This window comes from Actinacidiphila rubida (assembly GCF_900110255.1).
Classification (GTDB): domain Bacteria; phylum Actinomycetota; class Actinomycetes; order Streptomycetales; family Streptomycetaceae; genus Actinacidiphila; species Actinacidiphila rubida.
Map to the genome: position 1 here is coordinate 1 of NZ_FODD01000086.1, position 12,369 is coordinate 12,369.

The 12,369-nt window shown below is 72.9% G+C and carries 9 protein-coding genes and 3 pseudogenes; 10 read left to right on the plus strand and 2 right to left on the minus strand.

Annotation, left to right across the window (positions count from 1 at the left end):
* The 7 genes and pseudogenes from BMW99_RS43285 to BMW99_RS38195 all read left to right on the plus strand — a co-directional run.
* Positions 1-1,023 (plus strand): annotated as a pseudogene (locus tag BMW99_RS43285) (discoidin domain-containing protein); the annotation flags it as partial.
* A gap of 552 nt (positions 1,024-1,575) precedes the next feature.
* Positions 1,576-3,123 (plus strand): annotated as a pseudogene (locus BMW99_RS43290) (glycoside hydrolase family 3 C-terminal domain-containing protein); the annotation flags it as partial.
* Positions 3,124-3,341: 218 nt separating this feature from the next.
* Positions 3,342-4,148 (plus strand): DUF427 domain-containing protein, encoded by an 807-nt coding sequence (locus BMW99_RS38175; protein ID WP_075018390.1) that lies wholly within the window; start codon positions 3,342-3,344, stop codon positions 4,146-4,148.
* A 170-nt stretch (positions 4,149-4,318) separates the two neighbouring features.
* Positions 4,319-4,705: a TOBE domain-containing protein gene (locus BMW99_RS38180; protein WP_176735506.1), complete on the plus strand. Its 387-nt coding sequence runs from the start codon at positions 4,319-4,321 to the stop codon at positions 4,703-4,705.
* A gap of 89 nt (positions 4,706-4,794) precedes the next feature.
* Positions 4,795-5,622, plus strand: a complete 828-nt coding sequence (gene modA, locus BMW99_RS38185) for a molybdate ABC transporter substrate-binding protein (protein ID WP_079138482.1) — start codon at positions 4,795-4,797, stop codon at positions 5,620-5,622.
* Positions 5,623-5,644: 22 nt separating this feature from the next.
* Positions 5,645-6,523: an ABC transporter permease gene (locus BMW99_RS38190; RefSeq protein ID WP_107451583.1), complete on the plus strand. Its 879-nt coding sequence runs from the start codon at positions 5,645-5,647 to the stop codon at positions 6,521-6,523.
* A complete protein-coding gene (locus tag BMW99_RS38195; RefSeq protein ID WP_069463979.1) occupies positions 6,520-7,620 on the plus strand; it encodes an ABC transporter ATP-binding protein in 1,101 nt (366 codons plus the stop codon). The genes BMW99_RS38190 and BMW99_RS38195 overlap by 4 nt, the downstream gene beginning before the upstream one ends.
* Before the next feature lie 126 nt (positions 7,621-7,746).
* Here BMW99_RS38195 and BMW99_RS38200 read toward each other — a convergent pair whose 3' ends face one another.
* Positions 7,747-8,991 carry a ThuA domain-containing protein gene (locus BMW99_RS38200; protein WP_069463978.1) on the minus strand — a complete coding sequence of 415 codons (1,245 nt, stop codon included), beginning with the start codon at positions 8,989-8,991 and terminating at the stop codon, positions 7,747-7,749.
* A 154-nt stretch (positions 8,992-9,145) separates the two neighbouring features.
* On the opposite strand from BMW99_RS38200, the pseudogene BMW99_RS38205 reads away from it, so the two are divergent.
* The 3 genes and pseudogenes from BMW99_RS38205 to BMW99_RS38215 all read left to right on the plus strand — a co-directional run.
* A pseudogene (locus BMW99_RS38205) lies at positions 9,146-10,417 on the plus strand (alginate lyase family protein); the annotation flags it as partial.
* Between the two features lie 6 nt (positions 10,418-10,423).
* The gene (locus tag BMW99_RS42555; protein ID WP_245791800.1) at positions 10,424-10,846 is read left to right on the plus strand and encodes a ricin-type beta-trefoil lectin domain protein; all 423 of its coding nucleotides are present in this window, start codon (positions 10,424-10,426) and stop codon (positions 10,844-10,846) included.
* A 96-nt stretch (positions 10,847-10,942) separates the two neighbouring features.
* Complete coding sequence (locus BMW99_RS38215; RefSeq protein ID WP_218108421.1) at positions 10,943-11,341, plus strand: VOC family protein; 399 nt, start codon at positions 10,943-10,945, stop codon at positions 11,339-11,341.
* On the opposite strand, the gene BMW99_RS38220 is transcribed toward BMW99_RS38215, so the two are convergent.
* Complete coding sequence (locus BMW99_RS38220) at positions 11,284-12,051, minus strand: helix-turn-helix transcriptional regulator (RefSeq protein WP_069463977.1); 768 nt, start codon at positions 12,049-12,051, stop codon at positions 11,284-11,286. The two genes, BMW99_RS38215 and BMW99_RS38220, sit on opposite strands and share 58 nt — an antisense overlap.
* Between the last annotated feature and the right edge of the window lie 318 nt (positions 12,052-12,369).

Here is a 12,369-nt window from a genome sequence, read left to right on the forward strand (position 1 = left end):
CAGACGCTCGCCGTAAACGGTTCCGGGCGCTATGTCCGGATGTACGGCACGGCCCGCGCCACCGGATACGGCTACTCCCTCTGGGAGTTCCAGGTCTACGGCAGCACGTCGGTGTCCGGCGGCTGCGGCACCACCGACGCCGCGCTCGGCCGCACGGCGACGGCGTCCTCCACGGAGAACGCCGGCACTCCCGCCTCGGCCGCCGTCGACGGCAACGCCGGCACCCGCTGGTCGTCCGCGGCCTCGGACCCGCAGTGGCTGCAGGTGGACCTCGGCGCGTCGGCGGCGCTGTGCCAGGTGTCGCTCACCTGGGAGGCCGCCTACGCCACCGCGTTCAAGATCCAGGTGTCGGCGGACGGCACCAACTGGACGGACGCCTACGCGACCACGACCGGCACCGGGGGCACCCAGAACCTCGCCGTCAGCGGCACCGGCCGCTACGTGCGGATGTACGGGACCGCCCGGGCCACCGGATACGGCTACTCCCTCTGGGAGTTCGCGGTGTACACCAGCGGCGGCGGGGGCGGCACCACTCCCCCGCCCGGCGGCGGTGACTTCTCCGGCACGGTGATCTCCGCGTTCAAGCCGGTCAAGGCGTCGTCCTACGAGGGCGCCAACGCGCCGGCCGCGGCGCTCGACGGGCGCACCACCACGCGCTGGTCCAGCCTCTACACCGACAACGAGTGGCTGCAGGTGGACCTCGGCGGCACGGCCTCGATCAGCGGCGTCGTGCTCAACTGGGAGTCGGCGTACGGCAGCGGCTACCGCATCGAGGTGTCGGACGACGCCACCGCCTGGACCCCGATCTACACGACCACCACCGGCACCGGCGGGATCGAGAAGCTGCCGGTCACCGGGAAGGGCCGCTACGTCCGGTTCTACGGCACGGCCCGCGCGACCGGATACGGCTACTCGCTGTGGGAGTTCCAGGTCTACGGCACCGTGGACACCACCACCGCGACCCCGCCGATGCTCTCCGGCCCGACCAAGGCCCCCGCGACAACCGGGCAGTTCGCACTGAGCGCGCCGGCCGACAAGGCGATGGTCACCAACACCCGCCGGCCCGCGCTGTCCTGGGCGGCGGCCGGCGGCACCGCGCACTACGAGGTGTGGATCAACATCAGCCGCACCGACTACGACTGGACCGCCTCCGGCAACCTCCTCGACCTGTACACCAAGGTCGCCGAGCCCACCGGCACCAGTTACACGCCCAGTTGGGACATCACGGACCGCTGGACGTACAAGTGGTACGTCGTCGCGGTCAGCGGTTCGGGGGCCAGGACGACCTCCGACATCCGCCAGTTCAGCGTCTACCTGCCCGACATCGAGCAGGTCGCCGACGGCGTGAACATCATCAACGGCGCCCGCGACCTCAACAAGGACGGCACGATCGAGCCGTACGAGGACTGGCGGCTGTCGGTCGACACGCGGGTGAACGACCTCCTCGGCAGGATGACGCTGGAGGAGAAGGCGTACCAGATGTTCTACAACGTGCAGCAGTACCCCATGTCCGGCTGGCACTTCGGACCCGCGCAGCCCGCCGACCTGAACAACGTGCTGCTGTCCACGGCCGCGACACGGCTCGGCATCCCGCCGGTGTCGGCGGGCGACACCACGGCCGGGTACCAGACGACGTACCCGCTGCAGAGCACGCTGTCCGCGGGCAAGGACTACCCGCTGGACTACCAGCTCGGCAACATGCAGCGGGAGGAGGAACTCGAGGTCGGGGCGCGCGGCACGCTGTCGCCGCTGGCCGAGGTCGGCACGAAGGTGCTGTACCCGCGCATCCAGGAGGGCGGTGGCGAGAACGCCGACGTGGCCGCCGCGCAGCTCAAGGCGCTGGTGGCGGGCCTCCAGGGCGGTCCCGAGCTGAACCCCGGTTCCGTGCTGGCCACGGTCAAGCACTGGCCGGGCGAGGGCGCGGGCGGTGAGGCGGGCATCGTCTACGACGGGGTGACGATCAAGTACCACATGATCCCGTTCAAGGCCGCGATGGAGGCCGGGGCGGTCAACATCATGCCCGGCTACGCGGGCAGTTCGTACCTCGACCCGGGCGGTCCCGGCGCGGGCGACAGCGCGAAGATCCTCGCGTACCTGCGGCAGAACCTCGGGTACACCGGCCTGATCACCACGGACTGGCTGCCGTCGGGCGCGTGGATCAACGCGGCCAACGCCGGCTCCGACGTGATGGGCGGCGCCGACCCCGGCGCGACCGGCTTCACCATGGCGAGCTTCGAGCAGGGGGTGCCGCTGGCCCGGATCAACGACGCGGTGTCGCGGATCCTGAAGCTCAAGTTCGAGCTGGGCGTCTTCGACCACCCGTACGGCGACCCGGTCAACGGGCCCTACCGGTTCCACCAGCCGTCCTACGTGCAGCTGGCGAACCAGGCGTCGCGCGAGTCCAACACCGTGCTGAAGAACGACGGGGTGCTGCCGCTGAAGCTGAACTCCGGCGACAGCATCGCGGTGGCCGGCGACCGGGCGACCGACGGCGCGTCGTGCTGCATCTGGTCGAGCTACTTCCACCCCGACTACGGCTCCCTGGACCAGCTCGACGCCCTCAAGGCGAGAGCGGGGCAAGGCGGGGTGAACGTCTACCAGGGCAGCGGCCCGACCCCGAAGGTCGCGGTGGTGTACGTCGGCGAGCCGTCGTACACCCACGCCACCGCCTGGCCGGACACCCAGCCGTACCTGCCGGCCGACCAGGTCGCCCTGATCCAGAACTACAAGAACCAGGGCATCAAGGTGGTGGTCGTGCTGACACTGCCCCGGCCGATCGTGATCAGCGACTGGAACACCCTGGCGGACGCGATCGTGGTGACGTACCGCGGCGGCGAGGAGGTCGGGCCGGCCACGGCCAGCCTGCTCTTCGGCGACTACACGCCGCACGGGCACCTGCCGTGGCAGCTGCCGCGCAGCCTGGACCAGATCCTCAAGCCGGGCGGCGGTGACACCCAGGCCGACGCGAACGAGGCCTGGGACCTGCCGTACGACCTGGGGGCCACGGACGCCGAGCGCGCCGACATCCGGGCGAAGATCGACGCGGGGCAGACGGTCCCGACCACGTACGGCAACCCGCTGTACGCCTACGGGGCGGGGCTGACCAGCTGGGCCGCCGGCTGACCGGCGGCCGCTCCCGGGCGCTGCCCGCCGGACACGTGTCCGGCGGGCGGCGCCGCGTCCCGCGCGGAGCCCGTCGCCCGTCCCACCCCGTGTGCCCCGCCCCGGAGGGGTGCGGGTCCCGCCGCCCGGACGGCCGAGCCCGGGTGCCGCCCCGGCGGGCCTCTGCGATCCTTGCCGCGAGGCTTCCAGCAGGGCCGCACAGGAAGGTTCGCGTGACGATGGCCGCACCTGTAAGGACCGATCCGGCGCAGAACTACCCGGGGTTCATCGTCCCGGTGGGTCACACCGAGCCGGTGCCCCGCCGCATCCGCGCCTATGTCGACGGGCGCCCGGTGCTCGACACCCGGCGGGCCCGCTACGTGTGGGAGTGGCCGGGCTATCCGCAGTACAGCATCCCGGTCGAGGACCTGACCGGCGCGGAGCTGGAGGACGAGGGCCGCACCGAGGACTGGGCGCCGGGGCCGGTGCGGCTGCACGCCCTGCGCGCCGGGGAGACGCTGCGGCGCTCGGCGGCCTGGGTGTGGCAGGAGGGCTCGTCCGAGGGTCTGGAGGGCACCGTCCGGCTGGAGTGGAACGCGGTCGACGCGTGGTTCGAGGAGGACGAGGAGGTCTTCGTCCACCCGCGCAACCCCTACACCCGGGTCGACGCGCTGCGCTCCGGCCGCCGGGTGCGGGTGGAGGTCGACGGCACGCTGCTGGCCGACGCGCCCTCGTGCGTGACCGTGTTCGAGACCGGGCTGCCCACGCGCTTCTACCTGGACAAGGTCCACGTGGACCTGACCAAGATGCAGCCGTCGGACACCGTGACGTCCTGCCCGTACAAAGGCAACACCAGCGGCTACTGGTCGGCACACACCACGGCCGGCGTGCACCGCGACATCGCCTGGGCCTACGACTTCCCGACCCGGCAGCTGCAGCCCATCAAGGGGCTGATGTGCTTCTACAACGAGCGGGTGGACCTCACGGTGGACGGCCTGCTGCTGCCCCGGCCCGCCCCGGTCAGCCGCGCCACGTTCCGGCGGTAGGCGGGTGCGGGCGCCGGTACACCGCCAGGGCGGCCCCGGCCGCCGCCGCCGTACCCGGCCGGCCGGCCGGTTCGTAGGTTCGCACCAGCGAGGCCCCGCGGCCTGATCGTGCGGATGATGCGATGTGACAGGTGACTTCCCCCTCGCATCTGCGGCACTATCATCTGCACATGCACACGTACCGGATCGGTGAGGCCGCGGCACTCATGGGGGTCAGCGCCGACACCCTGCGGCGGTGGGTCGACAGCGGCCGGCTGCCGGCCGAGCGCGACGAGCAGGACCGGCGGATCATCCCCGGGCCGGCGCTCGCCGCGTTCGCGCGTGAACTCAAGGGCGAGGAGAAGGCCCGCACCGGGTCGTCGGCCCGCAACCGGTTCGCCGGGATCGTCACCGAGGTGATCCTCGGCGACGTCTCGGCGCAGGTCGAGATCCAGGCCGGGCCGTTCCGGGTGGTGTCGATGATCAGCCGGGAGTCGGCGGAGGAACTGGCTCTGGAGCCGGGGGTGCCGGCGGTCGCCGTGATCAAGTCCACCAACGTGGTCGTGGAGACGCCGTGAACGAGCCGGGCCCCGGACAGGACCCGGCCGTGGATCCGCGCACCCGTGCGCGGCAGAGAGGGAGACACCCAGTGACAACCCGTACCGCGATGCGCCGCCTCACCGCGGGGGCCGCGGTCAGCGCCGCCGCCCTGCTGGCCCTGACCGCCTGCTCCTCCTCGTCGTCCGACTCCTCGCAGTCCTCCGACTCCCAGAAGCCGTCGGCGGGTTCGACGGCGGCGTCCTCATCGGCGCCGAAGGTCTCCGGCACGGTCACGGTGTTCGCCGCCGCGTCGCTGAAGGAGAGCTTCACCACGCTCGGCGAGGACTTCCAGAAGGCGTACCCGGGCGCCAAGGTCACGTTCAACTTCGGCGGCAGCGACACCCTCGCGGCCAGCATCACCGGCGGCGCCCCCGCGGACGTCTTCGCCGCCGCGAGTCCCAAGACCATGAAGACGGTCACCGACGCGGGCGACGGCAGCGGGACACCCGCCACCTTCGTCCGCAACCAGCTGGAGATCGCCACCCTGCCGGGCAACCCCGCCCACATCGCCTCGCTGAAGGACCTGACGAAGCCGGGCCTGAAGGTCGCGCTGTGCGCCAAGACCGTTCCGTGCGGCGCCGCCGCCCAGAACGCGCTGACCGCCAGCGGCCTGAAGCTGACCCCGGTCTCCTACGAGCAGGACGTCAAGTCGGCGCTGACGAAGGTGGAGTTGAAGGAGGTCGACGCGTCGGTGGTGTACCGGACCGACGTGCAGGCGGCCGGCGGCAAGGTCGACGGCGTCGACTTCCCCGAGTCGGCGAAGGCGATCAACGCGTACCCGATCGTGGCCCTGAAGAACGCGCCCAACGCCACCGCCGCGCAGGCGTTCATCGCGCTGGTGCGGTCCGCCGAGGGCCAGAAGGTGCTGGGCGAGGCCGGCTTCCTCAAGCCCTGAACGCAAGGTTCGTGACACAGCGATGAGTTCCACGGCGACCCGCAGGGGCCCGGGCGAACGCCCCGGTCCCGGGCGGTCCTCCGGCCGCCGCGGCCCGGGCCGCCGCCCCTTCGGCGGGGGCGGCGTGCCGCTGCCCCTGCTGCTGCCTGCACTGGTCGGGCTGGCGTTCCTGCTGCTGCCGCTGCTGGCACTGCTGATCCGGGCGCCGTGGCGGGGCCTGCCGCACCAGCTGTCCAGTCCCGGGGTGTGGCAGGCGCTGCGGCTCTCCCTGGAGACCGCGACGTCGGCGACCGCCGTCTCGCTGGTGCTGGGGGTGCCGCTGGCGTGGCTGCTGGCCCGCACGTCCTTCCCCGGCCGCGCGCTGGTGCGCGCCCTGGTGACCCTGCCGCTGGTGCTCCCGCCGGTCGTCGGCGGCGTGGCGCTGCTGCTGGCGCTGGGCCGCAACGGCGTGGTGGGGCGCTGGCTGGACTCGGCGTTCGGGATCACCCTGCCGTTCACCACGGCGGGCGTGGTGGTCGCCGAGGCGTTCGTGGCGATGCCGTTCCTGGTGATCAGCGTCGAGGGCACGCTGCGCGCCGCCGACACCCGCTACGAGGAGGCCGCCGCGACCCTCGGCGCCTCCCGCTTCACCGCGTTCCGCCGGGTGACGCTGCCGATGATCGCGCCCGGCGTCGCCGCGGGCGCCGTGCTGGCCTGGGCCCGCGCGCTCGGCGAGTTCGGGGCGACGATCACCTTCGCCGGAAGCTTCCCCGGCCGTACCCAGACGATGCCGCTGGCGGTCTACCTGGCCCTCCAGGACGACCCGGCCGCCGCGGTCGCGCTCAGCCTCGTGCTGCTCGCGGTGTCGGTCGCGGTGCTGGCCGGCCTGCGGGAGCGCTGGACGGGAGTGGGCGCCGCATGACCGGCACCGTGGAGGACGCGGTGACGGGGACGCCACCCGGCCTCGACGCCCACCTGGTGGTGGAGCGCGAGGCGTTCCGGCTCGACGTGCGGCTGCGGGTCGCCCCCGGCGAGGTGCTGGCGCTGCTGGGGCCCAACGGCGCGGGCAAGACCACCGCGCTGCGGGCGCTGGCCGGGCTGACGCCGCTGACCGGGGGCCGGCTCCAGCTGGACGGGGTGCCGCTGGACGAGCCGGGGCGGCGCCGGCGGGTGGCGCCCGAGCGCCGCCCGGTCGGCGTGATCTTCCAGGACTACCTGCTCTTCCCGCACCTTTCGGCGCTGGACAACGTGGCGTTCGGGCCGCGCTGCCAGGGAGTGCCGAAGGCGCGGGCGCGGGCGGAGGCGGCGGAACTGCTGGCGCGCATGGGCCTGTCGGACCACGCCGGGGTCAAACCGCGGCAGCTCTCGGGCGGCCAGGCGCAGCGCGTGGCGCTGGCCCGGGCGCTGGCCACCGGGCCGCGCATGCTGCTGCTCGACGAGCCGCTGGCCGCGCTGGACGCGGGTGCGCGCCTCGACGTGCGGGCCGAACTGCGGCGCCACCTGGCCGCGTTCGAGGCGGTCGCGGTGCTGGTGACGCACGACCCGCTGGACGCGATGGTGCTGGCGGACCGGCTGGTGGTGATCGAGCACGGCACGGTGGTGCAGGAGGGCACCCCGGCCGAGATCGCGCGCCGCCCGCGCACCGACTACGTCGCGCGCCTGGTCGGCCTGAACCTGTACCGCGGCCGGGCGGAGGGCCATGAGGTCGCGATCGGGCCCGAACTGGCCCTGGCCACCGCGGAGAAGCTCAGCGGTCCGGTGTTCGTGGCGTTTCCGCCGAGCGCGGTCGCGCTGCACCGCACCCGGCCCGAGTCGAGCGCCCGCAACGCCTGGCGGGCGGTGATCACCGGCATGGAGTCGCACGGCGACCAGATCCGGGTGGCGCTCACCGGCGAGGCCGGCGGCCTGCCGCTGGCCGCCGATCTGACGACGGTCGCGGTGGCCGAACTCGGCCTGGAGACCGGGACGCCGGTGTGGGCCTCGGTGAAGGCCGCGCAGACGCACGCCTATCCGGCCTGAGCCTGCTCCGTGCGACCGCACCGGCACGGGCCCGGGGCGGCCCCGGCACGGCCCCGAGGCGGCCCCGCTCCTGGCGGGAGCGGGACCGCCGCGTCCGGTCGTCAGCCGGTCAGGGCGACGGGCGGATCAACTGGGCAGCGTCCAGTTCTGGTTGGCGGCACCCGTGCAGCTCCAGATCTGCAGCCGGGTGCCGTTGGCCGAACTGGGTCCCGTGGCGTCCAGGCACTTCCCGGACTGCGGGTTGACCAGCGAGCCGTTGGCCCCCGGCTGCCACACCTGGGAGCCGGTGCCGTTGCAGTCGTACAGCTGCACCTTCGTGCCGTTCGCGGTGCCCGCGGCCGTCACGTCCATGCACTTGCCGAGCGCCTGCAGCGTCCCGCCGCTTCCCGCCGTCCAGTTCTGCGCGCTGGTCCCGTTGCAGTCGTAGAGCTGCACGGCGGCGCCGTTGGCGCTGCTCGCGCCCGCGACGTCCACGCACTTGCCGCCGTACCCGTGGATCGGGCCGGTCGTCGTGGTCGGCGGGGTGACCGGGCCGGACTGGCCGGCCGCCCACTTGATCTCCTGGAGCAGGAGCTGGTTCTGCTGGGCGCTGGCGAACGTCGACGACAGGGTGGTGTTCGTCGTGTAGTCCATCGCGTTGTGGCCGAAGTTGTTGTAGACCATCTTGTAGTTGCGGTTGGACCAGACGATCGGGTAGTAGCCGCTGTACCAGGTCTGGTTGGGGTCGGTGCCGATCGGGAACGTCGACGGGTCCATCGAGGCCAGGATGTCGATGGCCGGGTTCTGCCGCAGGTCGTTCTGCCAGCTGTACCACTCACTGACGGACGAGGTGATGGTGGCCGGCAGGCCCGCGGTCGCCGGGTGGTTCGGGTCCTCGATCTTCAGCGTCTCGGACGTCGGGCCCCACGAGTTGGACGCGAACAGCCCGGTGCCGAGGAACGTCTGGTGGTACCAGGACCACTGGTTCGACGAGGTGTCGTTGTAGGCCGCGACGTGGAAGCCGATCCAGCCGCCGCCGTTGTCCATGTACGTCTGGAACGCGCTCTGTTCGGCGGCCGTCCCCGGGTAGTTGTCGAGGAACATCACCACCTGGTAGTTGGCGAGGTTCGCGGTGTTGAGCTTCGTCCAGTCGTTGGTGGCGGTGTACGTGAAGCCGTTGGCCGCGGCCTGCTGGGGGAACCAGGCGTTGGCCTCGTGGACGAAGCTGATGTGCGCCGCGTCGTAGGTGCCGTCGTAGAAGGCGATCACGTTGAACGCGGGGGTGGTGGCGCTGTGCGCGGGTGCGGCCGCGAGGCCGAGGACCACGGCCAGCAGCGCGAGGAGCCGCAGCAGTACCTGCGGGAGACGGGTTCTGGATCGAGGTGGGGTCATGTGGGGGGCCTTCCTCGTGCGCGACGGATGGGACGTGCGCCTGTGGCCCGCATTCAAGGGTCTAGACGTTGTTCATGTCAATGACCTATGGTCCAAACCAACTCTCCGCGCTCAGCCCGCAGTTGTCCGCGATCCGCTGTTCCAGGAGCCCCCCATGCACCTCTTCCTCCGCAGCACACCTCCCACACCTCGTAGTAACCGGTTTCGCCTCGCGGCCGCCCTGGCCACCTCGGCGGCTGTGCTCGCCGCCGTCGCCACCTCGGTAACCGGCACCACGGCCGCCGCGGCACCCGCGCCGGCCGCCGCGCCCGCCGTCGCCGCCCCGGCGGTCGCCGCCGCCCCGGCCGTCTTCCAGCACCCCGGCGTCCTCGTCAGCCGGCCCCAGCTCGACTTCGTCAAGGCCAAGGTGCAGGCGAACGCCGAGCCGTGGAAGAGCGCGTACAACCAGATGATGGCGAGCTCGTACGCCTCGCTGTCGCGTACGCCCGCGCCGCGCGCCACCGTCGAGTGCGGGCCGTACTCCAACCCCAACTACGGCTGCACGGACGAGCGGCAGGACGCGATCGCCGCCTACACCGACGCGCTCGCCTGGTACATCACCGGCAACACCGCGTACGCCCAGAAGTCCGTCCAGCTGATGAACGCCTGGGCCTCGACGATCACCGGGCACACCAACAGCAACGCCCCGCTGCAGACCGGCTGGGCGGGCTCGGTGTGGCCGCGCGCCGCCGAGATCATCCGCTACACCTACTCCGGCTGGTCCGCGGCGGACATCGCGAAGTTCGCCACGATGCTGCGCACCGTGTACCTGCCCGAGGTCATCAACGGCTCCAACAGCAACGGCAACTGGGAGCTGGCGATGATGGAGGCCGCGGTCGGCATCTCCGTCTTCCTCGACGACCCGTCGGACTACGACAAGGCGATCACCCGATACCTCAACCGGGTCGCGGCGTACGTCTACCTGACGTCGGACGGCGCGCTGCCCAAGACCGTGCCGGGCAGCGGTCTCACCACCTCGGCGCAGATCATCGGTTACTGGCAGGGCCAGTCCACGTTCGTGAACGGCCTCACCCAGGAGACCTGCCGGGACTTCACCCACACCGGTTACGGGATCGCCTCGATCTCCGACGTCGCCGAGACCGCGCTGATCCAGGGCCAGGACCTGTACCCGCAGGTCGGCGAGCGGCTGCGGCAGGCGCTGGGCTTCCAGTCCACGTACGAGCTGGGTGCGGCCGTCCCGTCGTGGCTGTGCGGCGGCAGCCTCAACCTGGGCCTCGGCCCGGTCACCGAGGTCGGCTTCAATGCGCTGCACAACCGGCTCGGCATCGCGATGACCAACACCCAGACGCTCACCGAGTCGCGCCGCCCGGCCGGCAGCAACGACCTGTTCGTGGCGTGGGAGACGCTCACCAACGCCGACAACCCGGACGTCGTGCCCGGCGCCACGCCGCCGCCGGCCTCCCCCAGCGGGCCGATCACCGGCCTCGGCGGCAAGTGCGTCGACATCGCGGGCGCGAGCAGCGCCAACGGCACCGCCGTCCAGCTCTACGACTGCAACGGCAGCGGCGCGCAGACCTGGACCGTCGGTTCGGTCGGGACCGGGGGCACCCTGCAGGCGCTCGGCAAGTGCATGGACGTCACCTCGGCGGGCACCGCCAACGGCACGACCGTGCAGCTGTACGACTGCAACGGCACCGCTTCCCAGGTGTGGCAGGCGGGGGCGAACGGTTCCCTGGTCAACCCGCAGTCCGGCAAGTGCCTGGACGCCACGGGCCAGAGCTCCGCGAACGGCACCCGGCTGCAGATCTGGAGCTGCACGGGTGCCGCCAACCAGAGCTGGACGCTGCCGAGCTGACAGCAGGGGCGTGCAGGCACACGCTCGGCAGGTCCATGGGCCGGACGTCCGATTCGTTCAAGACCTCGGGCGTCCGGCCCGCCTAACGTGGCGGACATGAGCGCACCCATCACCCCCCGCATCGACCTGATCGGCCTCGTCGTCGCCGACATGGCGGCCTCGCTCGCCTTCTACCGGCGTCTGGGCCTCGACATCCCGCCCACCGCGGACGCCGAGCCGCACGTCGAGGTGCCGCTGCCCGGCGGGCTCCGCCTGGCCTGGGACACCATCGCCACGGTCCGCTCCTTCGACCCGGACTGGACCCCCGCGACCGGCTCGCGCATCTCCCTGGCGTTCGACTGCGGCAGCCCCGAGGGCGTGGACGCGGTCCACGCGGAGCTCACGGAGGCCGGGTACACCGGCACGCACAAGCCGTGGGACGCGTTCTGGGGCCAGCGCTACGCCGTGGTCCTCGACCCCGACGGCAACGCGGTCGACCTGTTCGCCGCGTCCTGAGACGGCGCGTCCCCGGCCGCCGGCGGGCGCAGCAGCTCGCCGAGCGGCACCCCCGCCAGGGCCCGCACCTCGCGGGCCAGATGCGGCTGGTCGGCGAAGCCGGCCTCGGCGGCGACCTCCGCGAAGGGGGTGCCCGCGCGGGCCAGCGCCAGGGCGCGCTGCAGGCGCAGCACCCTGGCCAGGGTCTTCGGCCCGTACCCGAACGCGGCCTCGCAGCGGCGGCGCAGCTGCCGCTCGCCCAGGCCGGTGCCGGCCGCGACGGCGGACACGGTGCCGCCCGCGGCCAGGGCGGCGGCGACCGCGCCGGGCACCGGATCGGCCGGCGCCATCGCCCGGAACCGGGCGGCGGCCCAGGCTTCGAGGGCGGCGGCCGGGCCTTCGTCCGCGGCGCGGCCGGCCAGCTCCCTGACGCGCGCGCCGGGCCACAGCGCGTCGAGCGGCACCCGCAGGTCGCGCAGCTCGCGGGCGGGCGCGCCGAGCACGGCGGGCCCGACGCCGGGCGCGAAGCGCAGCCCGGCGTAGTGGCTGTCCTCAGGGTCGTGCGCGACGTGCGCGACGGTGTCGGGGCCCGCGACGAGCAACGTGCCGTCGTGCCAGACGATGTCCATGCAGCCGTCGGGCAGCACGCGGTACCGGCCGGTGCCGCCGGGGCGGCTCCACACCGTCACGCCGGGGGTGGCCCCGGCCGCCCACTCGCGGTAGTCGCCCATCCGGGCATGGTCCCGCGTGCGGCGGGGGCCCGCCAAGTGGGCTCCGCCCGGGTACGCCATCCCCCCGCTCAGCCTTCACCGTGCCTCGGCGGCACCCCGCCACCGTCCGGGCCTCCGCCCTCGCCCAACGTTCACCGTGCCTCGGCGGCACCCCGCCAAGTGGGCTCCGCCCAGGTACGCCATCCTCCCGCTCAGCCTTCCCGCGCCTCGGCGGCACCCCGCCGGCGTCTGGGCCGCCGCGCCCGGCCCACCGCGCGTCTTGGGCGGCACCCCGCCTGCCCACGCGCCGCCGCGCCCGGCCCACCGTTCGCCGTGGTT